Here is a 24,790-nt window from a genome sequence, read left to right as displayed (position 1 = left end):
CCCTAATTGTTATCACATACCGTTCGGCCTTCTTGGCCGAACGACCATGACGCGGCCGCACATCATGCATGGGCTAAAGCGTCATGACCAGTATAGGAAACAAAACCGGGCAATTACGAAATCCCTGCCGAACGGGTGCGAGGATGGGAGAGTTATCGGTGATACCGGCGGAAGAGTTCGCAACGCGCAAGGGTTCCTGTGCGCAACCCGGGGAGTGGAGGGAGTCAGCGCAAGCGCTCTAAATGATGAATGTCGTTTAATGTCATCAGGCTCAGAGACAAGCGCTTAGGGGATGGCGGCGATACCTTCCGCCCGGCATGAGCCGGGCGGAAGCCTTGCTTAGTTGGCGGCGTCCTGAACGGCCTCGCCACCCTGCTCGATATCTTCACCGGCGCCACCGATAGTGTTGCAACCGGCCAGCAGGCTGGCGGAAACCAGCATGGCGAATGTCAGTGCGAAAAGCTTTTTCATGACGAAGTCCTCCTTAACGTGAGATTCATGACGCTCTCCAGAGCGTTCCCATTCCGTTTCGGAACGTGGTTTTCAGCCTAACAGGGCTTGAGCAATCTTGCCATTTATCGCGGCAGAGCGGTGCCGTCGGATCTCCCCGATGTGCGCGGGTGATCAGCTGGCAGCGTTCTGAACGGCTTCCCCACCCCGCTCGATGTCCTCCCCCGCACCACGGAGAGTGTTACAACCACTGAGCAATGCCAGCACCAACATACCTGTCACCAACCATGCCATACGCTTCATGCCTTATCCTCCTGTTGACGGGCCTGAACACGGCGAAGCCACACTACGAAACGTAGCAGGCGGAGCGAGAAAATGCCGCTTCCTGACGTGGGGCAGCTCAACCCAGCAACAGGCGCAGGACGATTGCCACGATGACGGCCAGGGTCAGCCACTTGACCCACAAGGCGCCGCGAGGCCCCATGTTGACTCGTACCGCCAGCCAGGCACCGGTCATGCTGCCGGCTGCCAGCAGTAGTCCCGGCCCCCAGCGCACCTGGCCGTTGAACATGAACAGCGCCAGAGCCGGCAAGGTGTAGACCAGTACGATGAAGACCTTGAACACATTGACCTGGGCCAGATCGATCCTGAGCATGCGATAAAGCACGACGATGAACAGCACGCCGACACCGACCTGAATGAATCCGCCGTAGAGGCCGATCACGAACATGGCCGCATACACCGCCAGGGACAGTCGCTCGGGCGTCAGCTTGCGTGTGTCCAGGGCCGGTTGCGGCAGCAGCAACATCACGGAGGCAACCACCATCGCCGTGATCAGCACCGCCTCGAACAGGGCATCCGGCACCTGCATGGCCAGCCAGGCCCCCAGCAGAGAGCCTGCCACGGCCGGCAGCGACAGGCGCAGGCTGAGCCCGATCTCATGGGCACCGGCGCGGAAGAAGCCACTCACCGCGGAGATGCTCTGCAAGGTAATCGACACCCGGTTGGTGCCGTTGGCCACCTGAGGCGGCATGCCCAGAAACATCAGCATCGGCAGGGTCAGCATCGAGCCCCCTGCCGATAGCACATTGATGAAACCGGCGACCATGCCGGTCACCACCAGCGCCAGCCCTTCCCACAATCCCATGCATCGTCTCCCCGTATGTGTAATGCCGCATCGAGCGTTGCGGTCGAAGGGTGTACCATAGATCGCCACTGCCGCTGCGACGACTCCCTTCTCATGTCTCACTTCACCTTGCACCCCCGCCTCGAGGCCGACACTCACTTTCTCGCCGATTTGCCGCTATGCCAGGTTCGGGTGATGAATGATCGACGCTTTGCGTGGCTGGTCCTGGTGCCGCGCCAGGCCGATATTAGCGAGGTCTATGAACTGTCGACCGCCGATCAGGCCCGTCTTTGGCAGGAAGCCACGACGCTCGGCCAGGGATTGATGCAGACCAGCGCAGGCGACAAGCTCAACCTGGCGACCCTCGGCAACCAGGTCGCGCAGTTGCATCTGCACGTCATCGCGCGACGCCGTGACGACGCTGCCTGGCCAGCCCCGGTGTGGGGGCAGGGAACGCCGGAGCCTTACGACGAAGACACTCTCGCCCGCCTGCGTGAGCGACTACGCCCGCTGTTCGAAGGGAACGCCCCCGAGCGCTGACCGCCGCATGTCGGCCGACGCCCATCAGGGCGCCAGTCCCAGACGCGCCGAGATGTCATTGAGCAGTGGATCGAAGGTGATCGGGGCCAGCGGCTGACCGCCGCGTCGCCCCGACAGTGCAATGCGCGTCGAACCATTCTCGGTCTCCACGTCATAGCGCACCTCGTAGGCGGGACGCGAGGCGAGGATGGCGTCGACACGCCCCAGGTCGACATCGGCGTGGCGAATCACGAAACCGCGCTCGACGAGCATCTCTAGCCCGGCACGCAGCGCCTGGTCGCGCTCGGCGGCTACCGTGATGCTGCGGGTTTCGGGCTGAGTGGGAGAGAACGCACAACCGCCCAGCATCATCAGGGAGGCCAGAAGCAGCAGAGACGTCAGGATGCGCTGCAGACGAATCATGGGGCGTCCCCTCCCGTTGAGAGCTGAGACTCGCGGCGGGCCAGGCGTGACTCGATGGACTCTCGAAGGCGCTGGCAGAAACTTGCGGACATGTCCGGCCGGGCATCGAGCAGATAACCGTCGATGTCGACCACCTGTGAATCGCGTGTCACCCGGACGATGTCCCCGGGCGCGGTGACCGAGACCCGCTCTATCCGCACCGGGTCGCCGCCAAAGCGCTGGAAGTAGCCCAGCGAATAGCCGTGCCGCCCCCCCAGGCCAAAGCTGCCCCAGAAACCGGAGCGTCCCCAGAAACTGCGATCCACGGCCCCCAGGCCGGGCTGAGCGGTGCTGCGCTCGGCGCTGACCAGCCCGAGTTCGGCATCGGTATCCCGAATCACGTACCCCTCGGCCTCAAGCGCTTCACTGGTCGCGCGCAGCCACGCCAGGGAATCGCCCTGCGCTTGCCACTGACACTCTTCCGGCAGAGCGGCCTGCGGCTGGACGGCAAGCGGATCGCTGGGCGACAGCGCCTGACAGCCGCCGAGCGCCGCCAGGGCGGGCAACAGCCAGAATCGACACGAAATGGACATGACGCTTCCTCACGGCAGATAGCATATCCTCAGTCTAACAGGCCAGGGCGCGCTTATCGCTTGCGCAACGTCGCATTCGTCACTCTGCCCGGCTCGCCGCCGATCCGGGCCAGGCGGCCCGGTGACCCTGCCAGCCCGTCGCGTTAGCATGGAGGCCTGGCCATTCACAATGATGCCCTCCGAGGCGTATCCAGGAGCCCCTGCCAGCATGAAGACACCATCATGAAGATCGTCATCGCTCCCGACAGCTACAAGGACGCTCTTTCGGCCCGTGACGCCGCCGCCGCCATCGCCGAGGGGCTGGGCCGGGTCCTGCCGCTTTCCGCGCTACACCTGTGTCCGATGGGCGATGGCGGCGAGGGGACCCTCGATGCCCTGCTCGCCGCCACGCAGGCCGAACGCCGCGAGGCGCAGGTTCAGGATGCACTGGGCCGGCCGACCACCGCGTGCTGGGGCTGGCTGGCCGAGTCGCGCACCGCCTACGTGGAGCTCGCCCAGGCCAGCGGCCTGCAGCAGCTGTTCCGCAGCGAGCGCACCGCGCTGCACAGCACCACCTACGGCGTGGGCGAGCTGGTCCGTGAGGCGCTCAATGCCGGTGCACGCAAACTCGTCCTCACCCTGGGCGGCAGCGCCACCAACGATGCCGGTGCGGGGATGCTGAGTGCCTTGGGCGCCCGGCTTCTGGATCGCCATGGCCACGAATTGCCTCCCGGCGGTGCAGCGCTGGCTCAGCTCGAGCGGCTGGACCTTGCGGGTCTCGACCCGCGCCTGTCCGGTCTCGTCGTGGAAACGGCCGTCGACGTGGACAATCCTTTGCTGGGAACACGCGGCGCCAGTGCGGTATTCGGCCCGCAGAAAGGCGCCAGCGAAGCCGATATCGGCCGCCTCGACATCGCGCTGGAGCATTTCGCGGATCTCACCGCCCGGGCGATCGGCGAGGATTACCGCGATCTGCCGGGCGCGGGCGCGGCCGGGGGCATGGGATTCGCAGCGCGCGCTTTCCTGGGCGCCACGCTCCGCCCAGGCATCGACCTGGTCATGGAACAGGCCGGATTCGAGCAGCTCGCCGAGGGGGCACATCTGGTCATCACCGGCGAGGGGCGACTCGACGGCCAGAGCCTGTCGGGCAAGACCCCGGTGGGAATCGCGCGGCGCGCGCGCCAGCTCGGCGTGCCGACCCTGGTGCTGGCCGGCAGTCTCGGCTCCGGCTGGCAGGCGGCCCATGACGAAGGCGTCACCGCCGTCTTCGCACTGGCCGACGGTCCGCTGGCGCTGGATGACGCGCTGACGCGCTGCGCAGAGCTGCTCGCCGACCGCGCCGAAGCCATCGGCCGACTGTGGTCGATCAAACGCTAGGCGGCCTGAGAGGGTGAAATCAATGCATGCATGACGGGCAGCAGCGTATTGCACGATGGGACTTGAAAATGTCAGGGGCATCGCCATTTCATAGGATAGGCCTATGCCGGTCATGGTGATTATCCGTTTTCCGGCGTCGACGCCACGTTCTACACTCGTAGCATCGTTTAGCAAGGAGGTAGCAACATGTCCGATACCAACGCCATTGGTCTGCAGTCAGCCAGCGCCAGCCAGCTCGCCGACCGACTCAATGCGCTGCTGGCCAACTACCAGATCTTTTACATGAACGCGCGTGGCTATCACTGGAACGTCAAGGGGCCGCAGTTTTTCGAACTGCACAACAAGTTCGAGGAAATCTACACCGACCTGCTGACCAAGGTGGATGAAGTCGCCGAGCGTATCCTGACGCTGGGTCATCAACCGATTCATGCCTACAGCGACTATTTCAAGCTGTCACGCATCGCGGAAGACAAAGACGTTCATAGCGGTGAAAACTGCGTGCGTGGCTTGATTCAGGGCTATCAGGCGCTGATCGAACTGCAGCGTGAAATCGTTGCCGTGGCAGGCGACACGGGCGACGAAGGGACCGCGTCCCAGATCAGCGATTATATCGGTGAGCAGGAAAAGACCGTGTGGATGCTTTCCGCTTACCTGGGCTGAAGTCGACAAGCCGATTCGCATCGAAGAGCGCTGCCGGAAGGCAGCGTTTTTTTATGCGGGCATGAGGCATGCTACTGCGGCCCGCCCAAGGCCGGATCATCGTCGAGATCGGTCGCCTTGCAGGCGACATTGCGCGGCGCATCCGCGGTGGATGCGGCGGCGGCCTGGGTCAGATGAACCGGCAGCTCGCGTTTCATGCGCACGCCGAGCCCCTGCAGTGCCACGGCCTGGTTGACCAGACTGCCCTGCCCGCTGGTCAGGCGTCCCATGGCCTGGCGATAACTTCCCTGAGCGCGTTCCAGATGCCGTCCCACTTCATCGAGGCTGTCGACGAAGCCGCGAAACTTGTCGAGCAGACGCCCGGCACGCTCGGCGATCAGCCGTGCATTCTCGTTCTGGCGTTCCAGGCTCCAAAGACTCGCCACGGTACGCAGGCTGGCCAGCAACGTCGTGGGCGTGACGATGACGATATCCTGGGCAAAGGCGTCCTGGAACAGCGTATCGTCGTGCTGGAAGGCCAGCGCAAAGGCCGGTTCCACGGGCATGAACAGAAACACGAAATCCGGCGAGTTGAGCCCCGGCAGGCGCTGATAGTCGCGTCGCGACAGGGTCTGCACGTGCTGGCGTACGGCCTGGAGATGCGCCTTGAGCGCCGCATCCCGGTCTCCGTCGCTTTCGGCATTGACATAGCCGACGTAGGCATTAAGCGACACCTTGGCATCGATGATCAGATGCTTGTCCTCGGGCAGATAGATCACCGCGTCGGGACGCAACCGGCCCTCCTCGGCCTGGATCGCCACCTCGCGCCGATACTCCTGATCACGGCGCAGGCCTGAGCGCTCGAGCACCGACTCCAGCATTACCTCGCCCCAGTTGCCCTGCATCTTCTTGTCGCCCTTGAGTGCCCGGGTGAGACTGGCGGCCTCTTCGGTGATCTGACGATTGAGGGCGGCAAGATGGTCGATCTGTACCTTGAGCGTGGTGCGCTCGCGCATCTCCTGGCCATGCAGCTCTTCGACGCGGCGCTGGAAATGGCCGACCTGTTCGCGAAACGGCTTGAGTAACGTCTCCAGGCTCTCACGACTCTGGGCCGTGAAGGCGCGCTGGCGCTCGTCGAAGATGCGCCCGGCCAAGGTCTCGAAGTCGCGGCTCAAGCGATCGCGCGCCTCCTCGAGCAGACGCAGCTTCTCGCCGTGATGCTCACGCTCCTGGTCGCGCTCGACCTCCAGCCGTGCATGGCGTTCACGCAGGGTCGCCAGGCGCTCGCCGGTATCCATCAGGTGCCGCTCGCGTTCATCCATCTGGCGCTGCAACTCGACATGTTGCTCGCGCACACTGTCGAGCAGAGTGTCGCTCTGCGCCAGCTCTCGCTCCAGACGCTCCCGGTCCGCCTGGGCCGCTGCCAGCCGCTGGTGAAGTACCTCGGCTTCCTCCTCCTGACGATGCAGTCTTAGACGAAGTCGCCTGAGCATGACGAGACTCATCGCCAAGGCAGCCGACAAGACGACGAGCAGTGACACGGGCAATGCGGATAGCGGAGCGGAGCTGAACACGGAACATCCTGCATGAGTAAGGGACAAGCCGACGGCTCGGCAGCCGTGAACAGGCAGGACAGTGCCTGTCGTGCCTGCCCATCCTGAAGTCAAGCCGCCCATGCGGCAAGCCCTGCCATACGCAACGTGCAACAAATCGCGACATTCGACCGCTTGAAGTTTCTCCCAGCTATCCCAAGCTCAAGAAGCAGGACACGCAGTAAGCGCATGAAGGATATTTCGGCAGTTAGCGGTCTTATTCATCTTCATCATCCATTCATGACATCACGACTAGGAGGTCACGATGGCTCAACAACTGCAAGGTAAACGTGTCGCGATTCTTGCCACCAACGGTTTCGAAGAAGTCGAGCTGACGGCACCGCGTGACGCCCTGCTCGAGGCAGGTGCCGAGGTGCATATCGTCTCGCCCGAGAAGGATACCATCAAGGCGTGGGACAAGACCGACTGGAGCGAGACCTACAAGGTCGACCGGTCACTGGATGACGCCCGCCCCAGCGACTATCACGCCTTGGTACTGCCAGGCGGCCAGATCAATCCCGATATCCTGCGCATGGACGACAAGGCGGTCGCCTTCGCCCGGGCGTTCTTCGAGGATCACAAGCCGGTAGGGGCGATCTGCCACGGCCCTTGGCTGTTGATCAACGCAGGTGTCGTCGAAGGTCGCACCATGACGTCCTTCCCTTCCGTTTCGCTGGATCTCAAGAATGCCGGAGCCAACTGGGTCGACCAGGAGGTCGTCGTCGATCATGGCCTGGTGACCAGCCGCAAGCCGGACGATCTAAAGGCTTTCTGCTCGAAGCTGGTCGAGGAGATCTGCGAAGGGCGCCACACGGAACAGCACGCCTGATCACCTCCGCCGAGGCAAGAAACGAGCCCACTCCGCTTGGCGGGGTGGGCTTTTCTGTTGAAAACGTGCCGAATCTGTACCAGTTTCAACAGACAAGGAATACGCTCGTCTCAAGTCACGCGGTCTAACGCCAGGGAATGGGAATGCGCGATCGCTTTTCCAGCAATCTTATGTACGTATTCAAGAAGCTGCTGCACATCGCTTCGCGCCCGATCAGAAAGGAGCAACGTCAGGGCCCTTGGGTGATTCACACCTATCGCGGCTACGGCTCTCGAGAGGAAGTCTTTCTGATGGGGCGAGTCTTTCACCAGCCCGAACTGGGCAAGAACGTTCCCGAGGGAACGCTGCGCCGTGACGTCATCGATCTGTTCCGGCGCATGGTGCGCTGGGGTATCAAGGACACCGATGTCGCGATTGATCTGGCGGGTACGCGCACCGTGGTCAAAACGGATCGGGACGGCTATTTTCATGCCCATCTGCGTATCGAGCATGAACTGCCCACCGACCGTATCTGGCACACCGCCGAGCTGAACATCATTGCGGATCAACGCAATTCGGTCTGCGCCAATGCCGATATTTACATTCCCCGGGTGGAAGCGGACCTTATCGTGATCAGCGATATCGACGACACGGTCATGTACACCGGCGTGGCCAACAAGCTCAAGATGCTCTATCGGCTGTTTCTCAAGAAAGCCCACCAGCGTACGGCCTTTCCCGGCGTCGCCGCCTTCTACCAGGCGCTTTACGACGGCAAGGAGGGCGACCGTCAAAGGCCCATGGTCTACGTCTCGCGCGGCCCCTGGAGCATCTACGAGATCCTCGAGGAGTTCTTCAACCTCAACCGCATTCCCGTAGGGCCCATCCTGTTTCTGCGCGAATGGGGATTGACGCTGCAGCGCCCGTGGCCGCGCAAGGCGACGGATCACAAGCACCATCTCATCCAGAAGGTCATGTCGCTCTACGACACGTCATCCTTCGTGCTTATCGGCGACAGTGGCCAGCACGATCCCGAGGTCTACGCGCAGATCGTTCGCGAGAACCCCGACCGCATTGCCGCCATCTATATCCGCAACGTCAGCAACGACGCATCGCGCGATCAGGCCATTCAGCGCCTTGCCGATGACGTGGCACAGGCCAACTGTGCGCTGGTACTGGCGGCCGATAGCGCCAGGATGGCGGAGCACGCTCACCGGCAGGGTTATATCTCCGCGGCCGGCCTGGAAGCCGTCCGTCAGGATCAGCAGTGTGAAACCTGACGGAATCTACAAATCTTCGTAATTTCAAACGCGGCCAAAGAGGAAGATATTTTACTATTACCTTAATTGTAAAAACGAATAACCATACTTTTAACTAGCGAACGTTTGAACTTAAAGGTGAACAAAGGTGACATAACGAGACACATTGTCGACCCCATGACATTGCCATTGTAATGTGCTCTCAACATCACAATGACTCGGTTCTACCGGGAGACAAAAGAATGCAAACCATGGGCAAGACTTTCAACAAAATCAGCGTGAAATATGCCATCGCCTTTATCGGCGTTGCGCTGGCATTGCTGATTATCGTCACGACCGATTTCTTCCTGATCAACTCCGTCAAGCAGCGCATGGCCGAGTTTGCCAACACCTTCAACAAGGCCACTTCCGCCGTCCTGAATGCCGATCGCGACCTGTATCAGGCCCGTGTCGCGGAACTCGAATACCTGCGCACCACGCCGGACAGCGACAAATCGGCCGACATTCTCGAGGACTACCGGGAAAATGCCCGGCAAGCCCATGACGGCATGCAGACCTTTCTCGACAAGCTGAGCGCCTATCCCGAAATCACCAGCGAGTTCACCAACTTCGAGACACTCTACAACAACTGGACGACACAATCCGAACGCGTCTTTTCTCTTTACGAAAACGGCGACAGGACAGCAGCCATCGCACAACTCGAAGGCAACTCGCTGACCGCCTTCGAGTCATTGCGCGGTTTGTACAACACGGCCGGAGAAGCGGCCGACATCAAGATACTTGCCCTGGAGACTGCTACGCTGGAGCGCATCAGGACTCGGCAGTCCATCGTCGCCATCTTCGCTGCCCTGGTCTTCATCGCCGCCGTGGTCATCGCCCTCGTGGGCCCGCTGTTCATGTCGCGCGCCATTCGTCGCATCACGCAGCGAATCAAGGAGATCACCGAGGGCGATGGCGATCTCACCGCCCGCATCGACAACAGCCGCAGCGACGAGATCGGCGAACTGGCGATCCAGTTCAATGCCTTCATCGAGCGTATCGACACCACCCTGCAGTCGGTCCGCACCAGCACCCAGAGCGTCAACAAGGCCGCAGACGAAATCGCCCGAGGCAGCCAGGAGCTGGCTGCGCGTACCGAGCAGGCGGCCTCCAGCCTGCAGGAAACCTCCGCCTCCATGGAGGAGATCGCCGCCACGGTGAGCAACACCTCGGAGGCCGCCCAGCAGGCCAACCAACTGGTGCAGTCCACGGTCGACGTGGTGCGTCATGGTCACCAGGCCATGCGCCAGGTCGAGAACACCATGGACGAAATCACCGCTTCGTCACAGCAGATCAGCGAGATCATCAGCCTGATCGACGGCATTGCCTTCCAGACCAACATTCTGGCGCTCAACGCCTCGGTCGAGGCCGCCCGGGCCGGCGAGCATGGCCGCGGATTCGCCGTGGTCGCCCAGGAAGTCCGCACACTGGCGAGCCGTTCCAGCGACGCCTCCCGTGACATCCGCGAATTGATCGACACGTCGGTCTCCCGCACGCAGTACGGTGCCAAGCTGGTCAAGGAGACCGGCCGGACGATGCAGGAAATCGTCGACAGCATCGCCCGCGTCACCGACGTGATCGGCGAGATCAGCGCGGGCGCGCGGGAGCAGAATCTGGGCATCGCCCAGGTCAACACCGCCGTCACCGAACTCGACACCATGACGCAGCACAACGCGGCACTGGTGGAGGAGTCCAACAACGCCGCCGGCGGAATGCGCGAGCAGGCCGCAAGCCTCAGCGCCCTGATCGCTTCCTTCCGGCTGAGCCACACCGAGACCGCCAGCCTGCCAGCATCCGCCGCCCGCCAGCCGGCAGCATCCGTATCCTCGACCTCGCCATCGCCTCGCAAACCCTTGGCGAAATCGCCCGTCTCCGAGTGGGAAGTCTTCTGAACCCGCCGACCGCGGTAACTCGACAATCCGCTCCGGCTGACAGCCGGGGCGGCCAACTGCGGACGACCGGGAGCTCATCATGACGCAGCGCGCCCTGATCATAGACGATGACAATGAAATCCAGACCCTGGGCCAGTTGCTGCTTGGCCGATGCGGCTACACCGTCACCACAGCCAGTGGCCTGGGCGAGTTAGCCCGCCAGCCGGCACTGCTCGATACCGACCTGATCCTGCTGGATTTCGATCTCGGCGAGTTCACGGGCCTACACGTAATCGAATATCTCGACGACCTGCGCCTCGACGCAGCCATTCTGCTGGTCAGTGGATGCGGAGAGACGACGGCAAACGAAGTGGTAAGGTTCGGACGCACCAGCGGCCTACGCATGCTGGGCTTCCTTCCCAAGGCGGCCCTGGCGACGCGCCTCGTGCCATTGCTGCGACACCTCTCCTGGCACAAGCCGCCCACCGCCGACGATCTCGCCGCGGCCATGCGCCAGGAACACCTCTTCCTGGCCTACCAGCCCCAGCGCGAATTGCCGTCCGGCAGGATCATCGGTGTCGAAGCACTGGTGCGCTGGCGTGATCCGCAGCAGGGCCTGGTATCGCCGGACCGCTTCATTCCCCTGGCCGAGCAGAGCCAGCAGATCGTCGAGTTGACCTGGCACGTGCTCGAACGGGCGCTGGCCCAACGCGATCGCTGGCTCGCGTGCGGCTGGTCACTGGAGATGGCGGTCAACATTTCGCCGCTGCTGCTCAAGGCGCCCGACGCGATAGCGAAGTTCGATCGGCTGATCGCCCCACATGCCGAAAACCTGCACGGCGTGACGCTGGAGCTGACGGAATCGTCGGGCATCGACTGTTTCGGCTACGCCCGTCACGTCCTGGCGGCGCTACGCGAGCGCGGCTGCCGTCTGTCGCTGGACGACTTCGGCACCGGCTACTCTTCCATGACCCAGCTCTACCGCCTGCCCTTCGACGAACTGAAGCTGGATCGCAGCTTCGTGTCCCGCTGCGATCACGATCGCGGAGCCCGGGCCATCACCCTGGCCACTGTCGACCTGGGTAGACGCCTGGGGCTCGAAGTCGTGGCGGAGGGCATCGAGACCTGGCCCCAGCACGACCTGCTCAGGGACGCCGGCTGTCATCGGGGCCAGGGCTATCTCTTCGCCCGCCCGATGGCCGCCATGGAATTCGACCGGTGGTACCGGCAACAGGCGGCGCTACCGCTGCTGACGGCGTAGCCACACGGCCCCGGCGGTGCTCAGTCGAGCGCCTTCGCCGAGGCGACCAGCAGCCCCGCCCCTCGCAGCGCCTCGCGCGTCGCCTCCTTGAGTCTCGCCAGTTGCTCCAAGTGGTGACGCAAGGCTTCCCTTGCGGCCGTGGGCGCGGCCGTTTCCAGTGCCGCGGCCTCGGCGGCGATCGCCGCGCATCCCAGCGACGCCGAGGCCCCCTTGAGCGAGTGCGCCTCGCGCTGCAGTGCCTGGCGGTCCTCGGCGGCCAGGCCGGCCTCGAGAGTCACCAGACGCGACTCGAGGCGCGTCAGATAGGTCTGCAACAGCCGATCCAGAGCCTCCCGATCCAGCGTCTGTGCCAGCTCCTCGCCGATCTCGGCGTCGAGCAACGCCGTCCCGGCGATATCATCGCCGTTGGCCGATGCGGGAGCGAGCGATACGGCGCTTTCGCCCGCGTCCGGCTCTGTGGACCTTGCCGTCGGACTCAACTGGCGCACGAGCGTGCGACACAGCTCGTCACCGGTGAATGGCTTGCACAGCACATCATCCATGCCACTCTGCCGACAGCGCTCGAGATCTTCGGGCATGACATTGGCAGTCATGGCGACGATGGGCAGGTGTCCCCGGGTTTCGGTCGCCCGCCAGCGCCGCGTGGTCTCGAGACCGTCGAGCACCGGCATCTGCATGTCCATCAACACCAGATCGAAGCGTGGCGCATCATCGCGCTGCAGGCGCTCCAGTGCCTCGCCGCCGTCCGCCACCACCTCGGCATGCTGGCCCAGCCGCTCCAGCATCGCCCGGGTCAGTACCTGGTTGATGGGGTTGTCCTCGACGATCAGGATTCGATACGTCTTTGGCATGACGGCGCAGGCGTCGTCATGCCGCTCGACCTGAAGACGTGGCGCTTCGGGCAGCGCCACGACGAACCAGAACAGGCTTCCCAGGCCGGGCTGGCTGTTGACGCCCAATTCACCGCCCATGGCCTGCACCAGGCGCTGGCAGATTGCCAGGCCCAGCCCGGTCCCCTCGTGGCGGCGGGCGATGGACGTATCGACCTGAGTGAAGGGTTCGAACAGGCGCGCCTGGTCCTCGCGCGCGATGCCGCAACCGGTATCGCGCACCTCGAAGCGCACCTGAGATGGCGACGCGGCGCTGACACGCAGCTCGACCAGCCCCGATGGCGTGAACTTGAAGGCATTGTTGAGCAGGTTCAACAGGATCTGACGCAGCCGATTGACTTCGCCGCTCACGCAATGCGGCAGCGTATCGTCGACGTGGTGACAGAAGGCGACGGCGGAACCCTGCGCACGCAGCTGGTAGCCGCTGCAGAGCTGCTCCACGAAGGTCGCCAGCTCGAAGGGCCGAATGTCGAGATCCAGTGCGCCGGATTCGATCTTGGTGTAGTCGAGCACGTCGTTGATCACCGCCTGCAGGCCGGTGGCGCTCTGCCTGAGCGCCTGCAGGTATTCGCCGCCACGCGGCGTCAGCGTCTCCCCGGAGAGCAGCTCGGTCATGCCCACCACACCGTTGAGCGGGGTGCGGATCTCATGGCTCATCACCGCCATGAATTCCGACTTGGCCCGACTGGCTGCCTCGGCACGCGCAACGGCTTCGTTCAGTTCCCGGCCCCGGCGCTCCAGCAGCTGTGCCTTCGCATGGCGGGCACGTCCCTCGCGGATCAGGGCGCGGACCAACACGGCCCCCGACATCATCAGCATGACGATCAGCGCCAGTGCCAGACCGTAGAGTTCGAGCAGCCGACTGCGCTCGAACGTGCGCTGTCCGGCCACGTAGGCATTGGTATCGACCAGAATGGTGCTGGCCACGTCCTGCAGTGCCTCGCTTTCCACGCGCAGCGGGAGCTTCAGCGACTCGGGCAGCGTCACTGCGCCCTCGGGCAGCGTCTGCAGCAGTGCGTCCATCGTCTCGATCAGGTGAATGGCCTGCTGGACCGGTATCTCGAGCACGTCGATCCTGCTCAGTTCCCGAGCCATGTCACCGTGCTGGAACAGCTGCATGCGGCTGTAGAGAATGTCGTGACGCAGCAGGAGTGCCTCGAGCGCGACATCGCGTTCCACCTCCAGGACAAAGCGGAATTCACGCACCTCGCGGTCGAACTGATAGGTCATCCAGATCAGGTTTTCCCGCAGCTTGTTCTCCAGTGCCTGATGGCGCTGGAGGATCACGCCGCCCGTCGTCAGCGCCGCCAGAAAGAACAGAATGGCGGCGAAGGTGGCGATACGAAATCGCCGCGAGAACAGCGACTGCAGCGTCACGCCCCCGGCCGGCAGAATCGGCTCACTCGATGTCGATGCGCTTGATCTGCCAGACCGAGCGGGCAAGGATCTCTTCATTGAGCAGTTCCGGTTGAGCGTCGAAAGGATAGATGACGAACAGCGGGCCGTGATCGCGGACCCGCAGCGGTCGTCCATCGGCGGACATGGCCAGGATCACGTCGTGCCGCAGGAAGTCGGCGACCGGCACGCTGGCTGCATAGTCGTTGAGCGCCGTGATGCGCATCGCATGCGCACCCTCGCCCCCCACCGCCTCGAGCAGCGCCCGCCCGAGCGGGCCTTCGAACGTCACGGCATCGTCATGCCAAGGCGTACGGGTACGCGTGGCGTGTTGCTCGAGCGCCTGTAGCATGGTGCGGTCGAAGTGCGCCTCGTCACCGACGTTGGTCTGGCCAAGCTTGCCGCCGACGATGAGCAGCACCGGCCCGCTCGGCGGCTCCAGCGCCTGGGCCGGCCCCGCCAGCACCACCAGCATCGCCACACCCCACCCCTGCCACGTCTTCTTCAGCCATGTCCGCATGCTGGATTCCTCCCCGAAATGCCCGGGAGTATAGGCCGAGGCCGCAGCGTTAGATTGTGAAACTTTGTGTCAATCAAGGTGACGTCCTATGATGCCGATAAGCCATGACAGGCATACGCCAGACAAGCGGGGCAATGACATGCATATCGGCGTTCTGGAAGACGACCTTGACCAGCAGGCCTTCATCGCCCAGTGCCTGGAAGCGGCGGGACACGTGGTGACGCTGTTCGGACGAGCCAGCGAGCTGCGCCGCGCCCTGCCCCAGCAGACCTTCGACCTGCTGATCCTCGACTGGCGTCTTCCCGATGCCTGCGGCATGGACATGATGGCGCACCTGCGTCAGCACGACGGCTGGCGCGGCCCGATCCTCTTCATCACCGCCAGCCACGACGAGGAAGATGTCGTGCTGGCCCTGGGTCAGGGAGCCGACGATTTTCTGGCCAAGCCGCTGCGTCCGCGCGAGCTGAATGCCCGTGTCAGTGCCCTGGGACGTCGGGCGGGCCTGCTGCAGGCGCCCTCCTCCCTGGAACGAATCGGCGCTTACCGGCTCGACAGCGCTACCCGCAGCGTGCATGTCGACGGCCGCAGCGTGACGCTGACGGAACGCGAATACCGCCTGGCCACGCTGCTTTTCACCCACTCCGGCGAACTGCTCGCTCGCGCCCACCTGCTCGAAGTGATCTGGGGCATCAAGGGCGACGTCTCGACCCGCACCGTCGACACCCACATCAGCCGCCTGCGCCGCAAGCTCGAGCTCGACGGCCGCCACGGCCTGCGCCTGCGCAGCATCTACCAGCACGGCTATCGCCTCGAGACCCAGACAGCCGCTGCGACGATGTCGCATACGCTCCCGACAAACTAGCGTGGGGTGAAGGTCCACGGGCATCGTCCGCCCGTGTTCTCTGGAACCAGGCGCCACCGGCCTTCATTGGATGCCTCTCCGGCGGTGCGCCACCGCGTTATGCTGTGAGCGTTTTCACCGACAGGATACGAGATGAAGAGCCGTTGGGAAGATCTGGAACTGCTGCTGGCCGTCGTGGATGCCGGCAGTTTCACTGCTGCCGCCGAGATGCTGGGCACGAGCCCGGCGCGCCTGTCGAGGGCGGTATCGCGCCTGGAAACGGCCTTGGAATCGACGTTGATCAATCGCACCACCCGGCGTCTCGAAACCACCGAGGAAGGCGATATCATCATTGACCGGGCCCGCCGCGCGCTGAACGATCTGGAAAGTGCCGAAGAGACCCTGGCCGTGCGTCGCCGCGAGCCCGCCGGACGCCTGCGTGTCGATGCCGCCACGCCCTTTCTGTTGCATCAGATCGTGCCGCACCTGGAAGTCTTCCACCACCATTACCCCAAGGTGCGCCTGGAACTGACCACTCACGAGACCAACATCGACCTGCTGGAGAATCGTACCGACATCGCCATCCGCATCGGGGAACTCAAGGATTCCAGCCTGCACGCTCGTCCCTTGGGCAGAAGCCGAAGGCGTCTGGTGGCCAGCCCCGCCTACCTGGCCCGTCACGGCGCTCCCCAGGATACCGCCGCGCTGAAGGACCATTCGCTGCTGGGCTTCACGCATCCCGCGTGGCTCAATCGCTGGCCGGTGGGGAATGGCGACGAGATCCGCCCGACCCTGGCCTCGTCGAGCGGCGAAGCGCTGCGCCAAATGGCCGTGTCCGGCCTGGGCATTGCCTGTCTGGCCGATTTCCTGATTCATGACGACCTGAAGGACGGCCGGCTGCAGGACGTACTGGCCGAGACGACTCACGAGGAGTACGAACGGATTCAGGCGGTCTATTACCGGCATACCTCCCTGGTGTCGCGCATCGGCGCCTTTCTCGACTTCATCGCGCCACGGCTGCGTCTGTAGCCGCCGTCTTTCTTTACGCTCCGCTCAAAGCACTTTTGCAGCCAGCGGTCTTTATCCTTTCGTCTAAGGCATCGACACTGCATCGCCCATGTCACCGCTGCGGTGGCATTCGACAACCAGGGAGCAGTGCATGAAGATTCTGTTGATCGACGGCAAGAAAGCCTTTGCCCATTCCGGTGGGCGCTACAACGCGACGCTGCACCAGACGGCGAGGGAAGAGCTCGGCGCTCTCGGGCATGACCTGCGGGAAACGCACGTCGACGCCGGCTATGACGTCGAGGAGGAAGTGGAGAAGTTTCTATGGGCCGATGTCATCATCTATCAGATGCCCGGCTGGTGGATGGGCGCGCCGTGGATCGTCAAGCAGTACCTTGATGAAGTCCTGACCGCCGGTCACGGGTCGCTGTATGCCAACGATGGCCGTTCGCGCCATGACGCCAGTCGTCATTACGGAAGCGGCGGACTGCTTCAGGGGCGCCGCTACATGCTGTCGCTGACCTGGAACGCGCCCCGCGAGGCCTTCGACGAACCCGGCAACTTTTTCGAAGGCCGCGGTGTGGATGCCGTCTACTTCCCCTTCCACAAATCGCAGGAATTCATCGGTCTCGAGGCACTGCCCACCTATCTGGCCAACGATGTCATCAAGGCGCCGGAGATCGAGCGCCACGTCGCCGAATATCGCGCTCACCTGCGTCAGGTGATCGGCCAGGCGAGTGCGAACGCAAGCCAGCCGCTCGAGACGGAGAAGGTCTGAAACGCCACGGCCTTTCCGGCAACACCGGAAAGGCCGTGACCGGCAGCGCCACACCAATGGGCGCCGTTGATGGCAGCGACTGCCTCCGGAAGCCGGACTTTTTCCTTATGGCTTCCTTATGCCACCTTTCAGGCGGCGTGGCCGCTGCCGATGTCCTCGATCACCCCGCGCAGCAGGCTCCAGAACTCCTCCACGGAATCGACCTCGACCCTTTCGGCGGGTGAATGCGCGCCACGGATCTGCGGGCCGAAGGAGATCATGTCGAGTTGCGGGTACTTGCCACCCAGAATGCCACACTCGAGACCGGCATGAATCACGCGAACTTCGGGGTCGACACCGAGGCGCTCGAGGTGCAGACGGCGAAAGCGCGCCAGCAGCGGGCTTTCGGGATTGGGGGTCCAGCCGGGATAGCCGTTCTCGGTTCGCGTGTCGGCGCCCATCAGCATGAATAGCGCCTTGAAGCGATCGACGAGATCCCGCGTCGCACTGTCGCGCAGCGAACGCACCAGTGCACTCAGGTGGAATCGTCCCTGCTCGAGCTTGACGACGCCAAGGTTGCTGGAGGTCTCCACCACGCCGGGCACCTCCACGCTCATGCGCTCCACGCCATAAGGCGCCGCGTGCAGTGCCGCCGCCAGTCGATGACTGGCCGCCTCGGTCAGCGCCTCGTCGCCCTCGTCAGGCAACAGCTCGAGCCTTAACCCCTCATCCACTCCGGCCAGTTCGGACTGAAGCTCGGCTTGCAGCTCGGCCAGGCGATCGCGCACCGCGTCGATCTCATCGTGCGGCAACGCCAGGCGGGCGAAGGCTTCTCTCGGCAGGGCATTGCGCAGCGTCCCGCCATGATAGGCGGCCAGACGGATGCCGAACGGCTCCAGCGCCCGCAACACACGCACCAGCAGGCGGTTGGCATTGCCCCGCCCCTTGTCGATGTCGATACCCGAGTGACCGCCGGTGAGACCGGTCAGCGCCACCTGACATATCACTTCATGTTCGCCGAGTCCGCGGGTGGGCAACTGGGCTTCGACCACCACGTCAGCACCACCGGCGCAGCCGATGTAGACCTGGCCACGATCCTCGGAATCGAGATTCAGCAGATAGCGCCCCTGCAGCCAGCCCTCGGCCAGGTTGAGCGCCCCGCCCATGCCCGACTCCTCCTCGAGGGTGAACAGGGCCTCCAGCGGCCCATGGCGCAGCTCATCGTCCTCGAGAATCGCCAGTGCCGCCGCCACGCCCAAGCCGTTGTCGGCGCCGAGCGTAGTATCCTGAGCGTGCAGCCAGCCCTCCTCGAGATAGGTGACGAGGGGGTCGCGAGTGAAATCGTGGGGATGATCGGCATTGGCCTGGGCGACCATGTCGAGATGCCCCTGCAGGACGATGCCGGGTATCGCCTCGCAACCCGGCGTGGCGGGCTTGCGGATCAGCAGGTTGCCGAATGCATCGCGCTCGTGGGCGAGCCCCTGGGCCTCGGCCCATTGCTCGAGCTTGGCGACCAGCTCGGCTTCGTGGCCCGAAGGGCGCGGCGTGTTGCACAGGGTGCGAAAATGGCGCCAGACAGGGGCCGGGGATAACTGCAACAGATGATCGTTCATACGGAAGACTTCCAGCTTGAGTCCCTGCCACCTTACCCCTTGGCACGCCCAACGCAAGACTATTCGTCTGGTCCGCCACGCCGACTGCCGCTAGTATGAACCCCCTAGTCCCGTCGGTGTCCCCATGTCACGCCTCATCACGCTGGCCCTTTGCGCCCTGGCACTCCTTGCCCTGCTGAACGGCTGTTCGCCGATTCCGGACATGCCCGGGCCACTCGGCATTCCCGGGCTTTAGGCGTTAGCTCTGCAGGCGGCGATGGAGACATCCGGCCAGCTCACGCCAGTGCGCCAGGCGGGCCTTTCGCCCGTACGCGTCCAGCCCGTCGCCCCGACCCCGTCGCTCATCGAGGGGCCGATCCTCGCCTTGAAACAGGGGCGCGGCCAGCCGGGTCAGCTCGCTCTCCTCATGTCCATGCGGACCACGCCACCAGGCAAGCCATGCCCTCGCCATCCAGGGGCGTACCAGCGCCAGTTCGCCGCCGCCGCTGGCGAACCATTGGATGCGGGCAAGCAGCACCTCGTCGACTCTGGGCACCGCGCCCTCGGCCAGTAGTGCAAGAGCGACATCGGCGTCGAGTGAGGCGAGGTCATGCGCCAGCAGACTGGGCAGCAGTTGCGAGAAGTCGCCGCTCAGCATTCGCAAGAAGCGCTCGGCGTCCCGCGACAGAGGGCGTCCCATCATCAAGGCATGTTCGCCACTGGACGCCTCGCGCGTCAGTCCCAGGCGCAGCGCGACAAAACCCTGCGCTCGCCAGAAGGCGATCAGCTCCGGCTCGGCACCGAAGCTCACGCCCAGTTGCTCGATGCCGGCCTCACGGCCCTGCGCCGCCAGCCGCTCAAGCATGGCGGCGCCTATCCCCCGCCGCCGAGCCGCCGGGTGCACGGCGATACGCACGATGCGATACCAGCGCCGCTCCGCCGCCTCCCGCCACCCGCCGTGTGCGGCTAGCGACTGGGCCAGCAGATGCCCGCGCGGACGACGTTTGCCGGTGTGGATCTGCTCCGCCAGCGCCTGCGGGAAACCTCCTTCCCGCTGCACCAGACACACCCCCACACACACCTCATCGGCATAGGCGCCCAACACCTGGATATCGGGGCCGTCGAGCAACTGACGCAGATCGGCCGGCGTGGTGCGGTAATGCGCCTGAACCAGCAGCCCGAACACGTCGCGCAATCCTTTTTCGTCGTCGGCCAGCGCCTCGCGTTCGAGCAACCGATACGCCACCGGATGAGACATCATGGCCGCGCTCGCCGTCGCCATATCGTCCGGCTCGGCATCGAGCAGCAGCAGCTCGCGGGTGATCGTTTCCAGCGGGTCCGCCTCGGCCCAGCGGATCGGCTGCTGGAGCTGCAGCGCTCGCCAGGACGGCGTCTGCCGTTCGAGCCGCTCGCGAAAGCGCAACTGGAAGCCGCGACCGGTCCCCTCATAGCCGTGCACGGTCGTGGCGAAAGCGATTCTAGGAAAGGCTTCGAGCCACCGCCCCAGCAACGGCGTGGGAATCGCCGCGGCCTCGTCGACGAACAGCGTGGGGCGTGCCTTGGGATCGATGTCGGCTTCCCGCAGCGCCGCCTCCACCGCATCCGGGGCGAGAAAGCGTACCTCGCCATTTCCCGCCCGCGTCTCGATACGAAACACGTTGCCGACGCGTCGGCCCTGTGGCAGCAGCGCGATCAACCGCTCGAACAACGGCTCGACCGCTGCAGGTCGGGGGGCGGTAACCCATAACCGGGTCTCGCCCGCGAGCAGCCGTCGGGCGGCGGCAATGCCCAGCGCGGCGCTCTTGCCCCGGCCGCGATCGGCGCTCAATACCAGCGGCCGGCGTCGGCGCAGCCGCACGAGCTGCTCGACCGCCAGCGCCTGGTCATGGCTCAGGCAGTCGCTGTCGTTAACCACGGTTGGCGACGACACTATCCGGGAGCCCCCCAAGACACCTTCGAGAGCGGTCGCGGAGGGACGCTCGTGCATCGCCGGCCAGTGAATTACCGCCGACGAGCCCTGCAGGCAGCGCGCCAGACGCGACAGATAGCGTGACGACAGGCTCTCCGGTGAATGAGGCCAGTGCGCCAGACGCGCATAATCCGCATCCAGTGCCGGCTCGCCGTCCTGCCAGGACTCGGGCGTCATCAGGATCAACACCCCGCCGGCGCACAGGGTGCCCGATAGCGCCCCGAAAGCATCGGGATCGAAGCCGGTATGCGGCGAAACGGCGTCAATGACGATCAGTCCGTGCTCCTGGCCCAGCCGGGTGCGCGCCTTGGCAGGCGGCAGCGAGGCAATACCTTCAGGTCCCTGGCCGGCGCTGACCCACAGCGGCGACTGCCAGACCGCTGCACGCCAGAACGCTTGCGCCCGCGCATGACATGCATGCGGAGCACCGCTCAGCCAGATCAATGCCCGATGGCGGCGCTCGCCTAGCCGCTGGCGCAGAGGGTCGAGAAAATCGAGAGAAGACATGGCGCCTAGCATGCGACATGCCTCGTTCGTGCGCCAGCTTGGCGCCGGACACGGCATTGATGGCGCCAATGTGGCGATTCGTCGCAATCGCAATAAACAGAACGCGCTTGAGACTGAATCTCATTTATGCTTTGATTCATGGATCGTTCTCGCTTGGCACTCGACAACCTGTCAAGCCATAACCGAATCAAGGAAACCGTCATGAAACGTCTGTCTCCTCTGCTCGTTCTGTCATCTCTCGTGGTCGCCGCACCGGCTCTGGCTCTGGAGTATCCCATCGGCGAGCCCAAGCTCGAGCACGGCATGGAGATCGCCGCCGTCTACCTGCAGCCGGTCGTCATGGAGCCGGCGGGCGAATTGCCGGCGGATCAGGCCGACGTGCACCTGGAGGCGGATATTCATGCCCTCGAGGACAATGACAACGGTTTCGAGCCCGGCAGTTGGATCCCTTACCTGCAGGTCGACTACACGCTCACCAAGGAAGGCAGCGACACGCCCATCGAGGGCCATTTCATGCCCATGGTGGCCAACGACGGTCCGCACTACGGTGCCAACGTCAAGCTCGACGGTCCCGGGAAGTATCATCTGACCTATACCCTGCAGCATCCGGACATTCAGCGTCACGTCGACAAGGAGACCGGCGTGGGCGAGTGGTACGCGCCGTTCACCGTGGAATACGACTTCGTCTATGCCGGCATCGGCAAGAAAGGCGGTTATTGATCGCCGTCTCAGGAGAGCATTATGCGATTTCAGGCTAGCGTCATGCTGCTGCTGGCCCTTGTCGGCGTGACGCAGGTGCACGCCGGCGACCTGCCCAGCTATGACCTGACGCTGCACAACGGTACGCTCGATCCCGAGACGCTGCACGTCAAGGCCGGCGAACGCTTCAAGATCAACCTGCACAACACCGGCAATACGCCCGTCGAATTCGAGAGCCGCTCCCTGCGCAAGGAGAAGGTCATGGGGCCGGGCGTCGACTCCTTCGTGGTCGTGCACCCGCTCAAGCCCGGTGAGTACGATTTCTTCGACGAATTCCATCTCCCCGATGCGCGTGGGCAGGTGATCGCGGAATAGGCCGGGAGGATCGGCAACATGCTCGAACAGGTACTCTTCATCATCTGGCGCGAAAGCGTCGAGGCGATTCTCGTCGTGGGAATCGCCTATGCCTGGCTGAAGCAGGCCAATGCCACAACCGGCCTACGCTATCTCTGGCTGGGTGTGCTGGGTGGCCTGGTGCTGGCGGGCTTCATGGGGGTGGCGCTGATGAGCGCCGACAGCTGGCTGCAGGGAACGTCGCAGGAGCTGTTCCAGGCGGCCATGGTGCTGGTCGCCTGCGCCCTGATCGTGCAGATGGTGGTGTGGATGCGCGTACACGGGCGCACCCTCAAGTCGGAGCTCGAGCGCGGCCTGTCCGATTCGGTGGCCCAGGCACGCTACTGGGGCATCGCCTTGCTGGTGGCCATCGCCGTGGCCCGCGAAGGCGCCGAGACGGTGGTCTTCCTCTACGGCATGGGCATGGCGCAGTGGCAAAGCGGTGCCATGGGCGGCTTCGTGGCAGCTTCAGCGGCCGGCTTCGCCCTGGCATTGGTCACCTTCGGTCTTCTGCAGCTCGGCTCGAGACTGTTTTCCTGGCGGATCTTCTTCCGCATCACCGAAACGCTGCTGCTGTTGCTGGCCGCCTCGCTGTTCGTCGCCGGACTCGAGCGGCTGATCAACCTCGGCGTGCTGCCGGCCGGTCCCGATCCGCTGTGGGATACCAGCGCCTGGCTGGATGACAGTGGCGGACTCGGTGGCCTGCTGGCCTCCTTCGCCGGCTATCGCGCCTGGCCGGCCTTTACCGTGGTGGTGGGGTACGTGCTCTACTGGGTCGCGGTGTTCAGCCTGTTGAAATGGCAGCACCGTCGCGTCTCCCGGGCTCGTCCGGCACCTGCCGCGGGCAAGGAGCCGGCATGATGGCGGGGTGTCGTACAGCGTCGTCGGCCATGCCGGCACGGACGTCACGCCTCGTTGCCCTGAGCCACGCCATGCAGCGTCGGCGGGGCGTAATTCAGGCCATCCAGTGGTGCGTGGTCGGGCTCTATGCCTTTCTGCTGGTGGTCCCGGCCTGGCTGCCGCTGCCGGACTACCAGGCGCATATCCTCACCAACCTTACGGTGTTCGCCGAGTTCGTGTTCTGGGGTTTGTGGTGGCCCTTCGTGCTGATCAGCATGGTACTGCTCGGGCGCGTCTGGTGCGGGGTGTTCTGTCCCGAGGGGACGCTGACCGAGGCGGCCAGCCGTGTCGGCCTGGGGCGTCCGATTCCACGCTGGATGCGCTGGGGGGGCTGGCCCTTCGTGGCGTTTCTCGGCACCACGCTCTACGGTCAGATGGCCAGCGTCTACCAGTATCCGGTCGGTGCCCTGGTGGTGCTCGGCGGTTCGACCGTCGCCGCCATCGGTGTGGGACTCGTCTACGGCAAGGGCAAGCGGGTGTGGTGCCGCCATCTGTGTCCGGTCAATGGCGTGTTCGCGCTGCTCGCCAAGCTTTCGCCGCTGCACTACCGTACCGACAAGGCCGCCTGGGAGGCGCACAACCGTGACGTGCGTGCCGGCCACGCCGTACGCACCCATGCACCGGATTGCGCCCCCCTGATTCCGCTCAAGCAACTCGACAGCGCCAGCGACTGCCATATGTGTTCGCGCTGCAGCGGCTACAAGTCGGCCATTCACCTCGAGACCCGCGCGCTTGGCTCGGAACTGCTCGACCCGCCTGCCGGACGCGCCACGTCCGGAGAATTCATACTGTTGATCTTCGGCCTGCTGGGCGTCGCCATCGGCGCCTTCCACTGGAGCGCCAGCCCCTGGTTCGTGCAGATCAAGCAGACACTCGCCGTGTGGCTGGTGGAGCATGGCTGGATGTGGCCGCTGGAAACCACTGCCCCCCACTGGATCCTGACCAACTACCCGGCCCACAACGACGTCTTCAACCTGCTCGACGGCGCACTGCTGATCGCCTACATCCTGGGCACCGGCCTGGTGCTCGGCACGGCGTTGAGCCTGTGTCTGGCGCTGGCCAACCGCGCGCTCGGCGCCTGGTCCTGGACGCGGCTCTGGCATCTATCCCACGCACTGATTCCTCTGGGCGGGCTGGGAGTATTCCTGGGACTGTCGGCCACCACGGTCAGTCTGCTGCGCGGCGACGGCATGCGCCTGCTGTGGGCCAACGACCTGCGCGCCACGCTGCTCGCGCTCGGCAGCCTGTGGTGTCTGCAAATCGCCTGGCGGATTCTCGGCCGCTACGCTCAGGGCGGTCGGCGTGTAGCGGCACTCGGCGGCGTGGCGCTGGCGATCGGGGTGATCCTGCTGGCCTGGTGGCTGATGTTCTGGGGCTGGTGAGGCTCAGCCATCGGAAATCGCGGATGGC

General features: G+C 64.3%; 24 protein-coding genes. 14 read left to right on the top strand and 10 right to left on the bottom strand.

Going from position 1 to position 24,790, the window contains the following annotated elements:
• Window positions 1-339 precede the first annotated feature (339 nt).
• The 3 genes from ACYQ12_RS03570 to ACYQ12_RS03560 form a co-directional block, all read right to left on the bottom strand.
• Window positions 340-471, bottom strand: a complete 132-nt coding sequence (locus ACYQ12_RS03570; protein WP_459636427.1) for an entericidin A/B family lipoprotein — start codon at window positions 469-471, stop codon at window positions 340-342.
• A gap of 153 nt (window positions 472-624) precedes the next feature.
• Window positions 625-723, bottom strand: a complete 99-nt coding sequence (locus tag ACYQ12_RS03565; RefSeq protein ID WP_459874458.1) for an entericidin A/B family lipoprotein — start codon at window positions 721-723, stop codon at window positions 625-627.
• Window positions 724-850: 127 nt separating this feature from the next.
• On the bottom strand, window positions 851-1,597 hold the full coding sequence (locus ACYQ12_RS03560; protein ID WP_459867802.1) for a sulfite exporter TauE/SafE family protein: 747 nt from the start codon (window positions 1,595-1,597) through the stop codon (window positions 851-853).
• Window positions 1,598-1,690: 93 nt separating this feature from the next.
• Between ACYQ12_RS03560 and ACYQ12_RS03555 the strand changes: the two genes are divergently transcribed.
• Complete coding sequence (locus tag ACYQ12_RS03555) at window positions 1,691-2,116, top strand: HIT domain-containing protein (protein ID WP_459867799.1); 426 nt, start codon at window positions 1,691-1,693, stop codon at window positions 2,114-2,116.
• 24 nt (window positions 2,117-2,140) lie between these two features.
• Here the strand turns inward: ACYQ12_RS03555 and ACYQ12_RS03550 are convergent, their stop codons facing one another.
• The gene (locus ACYQ12_RS03550) at window positions 2,141-2,518 is read right to left on the bottom strand and encodes a hypothetical protein (RefSeq protein WP_459867796.1); all 378 of its coding nucleotides are present in this window, start codon (window positions 2,516-2,518) and stop codon (window positions 2,141-2,143) included.
• Window positions 2,515-3,090: a hypothetical protein gene (locus ACYQ12_RS03545; RefSeq protein ID WP_459867793.1), complete on the bottom strand. Its 576-nt coding sequence runs from the start codon at window positions 3,088-3,090 to the stop codon at window positions 2,515-2,517. The genes ACYQ12_RS03550 and ACYQ12_RS03545 overlap by 4 nt, the downstream gene beginning before the upstream one ends.
• A gap of 222 nt (window positions 3,091-3,312) precedes the next feature.
• On the opposite strand from ACYQ12_RS03545, the gene ACYQ12_RS03540 reads away from it, so the two are divergent.
• Both ACYQ12_RS03540 and ACYQ12_RS03535 read left to right on the top strand, forming a co-directional pair.
• A complete protein-coding gene (locus ACYQ12_RS03540) occupies window positions 3,313-4,446 on the top strand; it encodes a glycerate kinase (protein ID WP_459867790.1) in 1,134 nt (377 codons plus the stop codon).
• A gap of 186 nt (window positions 4,447-4,632) precedes the next feature.
• Window positions 4,633-5,106 (top strand): Dps family protein, encoded by a 474-nt coding sequence (locus tag ACYQ12_RS03535; RefSeq protein ID WP_459867787.1) that lies wholly within the window; start codon window positions 4,633-4,635, stop codon window positions 5,104-5,106.
• A 71-nt stretch (window positions 5,107-5,177) separates the two neighbouring features.
• Here the strand turns inward: ACYQ12_RS03535 and ACYQ12_RS03530 are convergent, their stop codons facing one another.
• Window positions 5,178-6,578: a DNA recombination protein RmuC gene (locus ACYQ12_RS03530; protein ID WP_459867784.1), complete on the bottom strand. Its 1,401-nt coding sequence runs from the start codon at window positions 6,576-6,578 to the stop codon at window positions 5,178-5,180.
• Between the two features lie 364 nt (window positions 6,579-6,942).
• On the opposite strand from ACYQ12_RS03530, the gene ACYQ12_RS03525 reads away from it, so the two are divergent.
• The 4 genes from ACYQ12_RS03525 to ACYQ12_RS03510 all read left to right on the top strand — a co-directional run bounded on the left by ACYQ12_RS03525 (window position 6,943) and on the right by ACYQ12_RS03510 (window position 11,912).
• On the top strand, window positions 6,943-7,506 hold the full coding sequence (locus ACYQ12_RS03525; protein ID WP_459867781.1) for a type 1 glutamine amidotransferase domain-containing protein: 564 nt from the start codon (window positions 6,943-6,945) through the stop codon (window positions 7,504-7,506).
• Window positions 7,507-7,649: 143 nt separating this feature from the next.
• A complete protein-coding gene (locus ACYQ12_RS03520) occupies window positions 7,650-8,762 on the top strand; it encodes an App1 family protein phosphatidate phosphatase (protein ID WP_459867778.1) in 1,113 nt (370 codons plus the stop codon).
• A 221-nt stretch (window positions 8,763-8,983) separates the two neighbouring features.
• Window positions 8,984-10,672 carry a methyl-accepting chemotaxis protein gene (locus tag ACYQ12_RS03515; RefSeq protein WP_459867775.1) on the top strand — a complete coding sequence of 563 codons (1,689 nt, stop codon included), beginning with the start codon at window positions 8,984-8,986 and terminating at the stop codon, window positions 10,670-10,672.
• A 79-nt stretch (window positions 10,673-10,751) separates the two neighbouring features.
• Window positions 10,752-11,912: an EAL domain-containing protein gene (locus tag ACYQ12_RS03510; RefSeq protein ID WP_459867772.1), complete on the top strand. Its 1,161-nt coding sequence runs from the start codon at window positions 10,752-10,754 to the stop codon at window positions 11,910-11,912.
• Between the two features lie 20 nt (window positions 11,913-11,932).
• Here the strand turns inward: ACYQ12_RS03510 and ACYQ12_RS03505 are convergent, their stop codons facing one another.
• Together ACYQ12_RS03505 and ACYQ12_RS03500 are read right to left on the bottom strand one after the other, a co-directional pair.
• Window positions 11,933-14,179 (bottom strand): ATP-binding protein, encoded by a 2,247-nt coding sequence (locus tag ACYQ12_RS03505; protein ID WP_459867769.1) that lies wholly within the window; start codon window positions 14,177-14,179, stop codon window positions 11,933-11,935.
• A gap of 22 nt (window positions 14,180-14,201) precedes the next feature.
• Entirely contained in the window at window positions 14,202-14,717 is a 516-nt protein-coding gene (locus tag ACYQ12_RS03500) for a putative pterin-binding protein (RefSeq protein WP_459867766.1), read from the bottom strand.
• Window positions 14,718-14,856: 139 nt separating this feature from the next.
• On the opposite strand from ACYQ12_RS03500, the gene ACYQ12_RS03495 reads away from it, so the two are divergent.
• From ACYQ12_RS03495 to ACYQ12_RS03485, 3 genes are all read left to right on the top strand, one after another.
• Window positions 14,857-15,579 carry a response regulator transcription factor gene (locus ACYQ12_RS03495; RefSeq protein ID WP_459874457.1) on the top strand — a complete coding sequence of 241 codons (723 nt, stop codon included), beginning with the start codon at window positions 14,857-14,859 and terminating at the stop codon, window positions 15,577-15,579.
• 132 nt (window positions 15,580-15,711) lie between these two features.
• A complete protein-coding gene (locus ACYQ12_RS03490; RefSeq protein WP_459867763.1) occupies window positions 15,712-16,587 on the top strand; it encodes a LysR substrate-binding domain-containing protein in 876 nt (291 codons plus the stop codon).
• Window positions 16,588-16,717: 130 nt separating this feature from the next.
• Window positions 16,718-17,341 carry an NAD(P)H-dependent oxidoreductase gene (locus ACYQ12_RS03485; protein ID WP_459867761.1) on the top strand — a complete coding sequence of 208 codons (624 nt, stop codon included), beginning with the start codon at window positions 16,718-16,720 and terminating at the stop codon, window positions 17,339-17,341.
• 128 nt (window positions 17,342-17,469) lie between these two features.
• On the opposite strand, the gene ACYQ12_RS03480 is transcribed toward ACYQ12_RS03485, so the two are convergent.
• Together ACYQ12_RS03480 and ACYQ12_RS03475 are read right to left on the bottom strand one after the other, a co-directional pair.
• The gene (locus tag ACYQ12_RS03480; protein ID WP_459867758.1) at window positions 17,470-18,933 is read right to left on the bottom strand and encodes an aminoacyl-histidine dipeptidase; all 1,464 of its coding nucleotides are present in this window, start codon (window positions 18,931-18,933) and stop codon (window positions 17,470-17,472) included.
• A gap of 238 nt (window positions 18,934-19,171) precedes the next feature.
• A complete protein-coding gene (locus tag ACYQ12_RS03475) occupies window positions 19,172-21,388 on the bottom strand; it encodes a tRNA(Met) cytidine acetyltransferase TmcA (protein WP_459867755.1) in 2,217 nt (738 codons plus the stop codon).
• Window positions 21,389-21,589: 201 nt separating this feature from the next.
• Between ACYQ12_RS03475 and ACYQ12_RS03470 the strand changes: the two genes are divergently transcribed.
• Genes ACYQ12_RS03470 through ACYQ12_RS03455 form a run of 4 tightly spaced genes read left to right on the top strand, consistent with a single transcriptional unit; the run spans window position 21,590 to window position 24,762 of the window.
• Window positions 21,590-22,108: an iron transporter gene (locus ACYQ12_RS03470; RefSeq protein WP_459867752.1), complete on the top strand. Its 519-nt coding sequence runs from the start codon at window positions 21,590-21,592 to the stop codon at window positions 22,106-22,108.
• Window positions 22,109-22,129: 21 nt separating this feature from the next.
• A complete protein-coding gene (locus ACYQ12_RS03465) occupies window positions 22,130-22,462 on the top strand; it encodes a cupredoxin domain-containing protein (protein WP_459867749.1) in 333 nt (110 codons plus the stop codon).
• Between the two features lie 18 nt (window positions 22,463-22,480).
• Window positions 22,481-23,341, top strand: coding sequence for an FTR1 family iron permease (locus ACYQ12_RS03460; RefSeq protein ID WP_459867746.1), 861 nt, complete (start codon window positions 22,481-22,483; stop codon window positions 23,339-23,341).
• Window positions 23,338-24,762: a 4Fe-4S binding protein gene (locus ACYQ12_RS03455; protein ID WP_459867743.1), complete on the top strand. Its 1,425-nt coding sequence runs from the start codon at window positions 23,338-23,340 to the stop codon at window positions 24,760-24,762. Before ACYQ12_RS03460 ends, ACYQ12_RS03455 begins: the two co-directional genes overlap by 4 nt.
• Window positions 24,763-24,790 lie beyond the last annotated feature (28 nt).

The sequence above is a fragment of the Halomonas shantousis genome (genome assembly GCF_054654615.1).
This window is presented reverse-complemented; position numbering and strand designations above follow the sequence as displayed.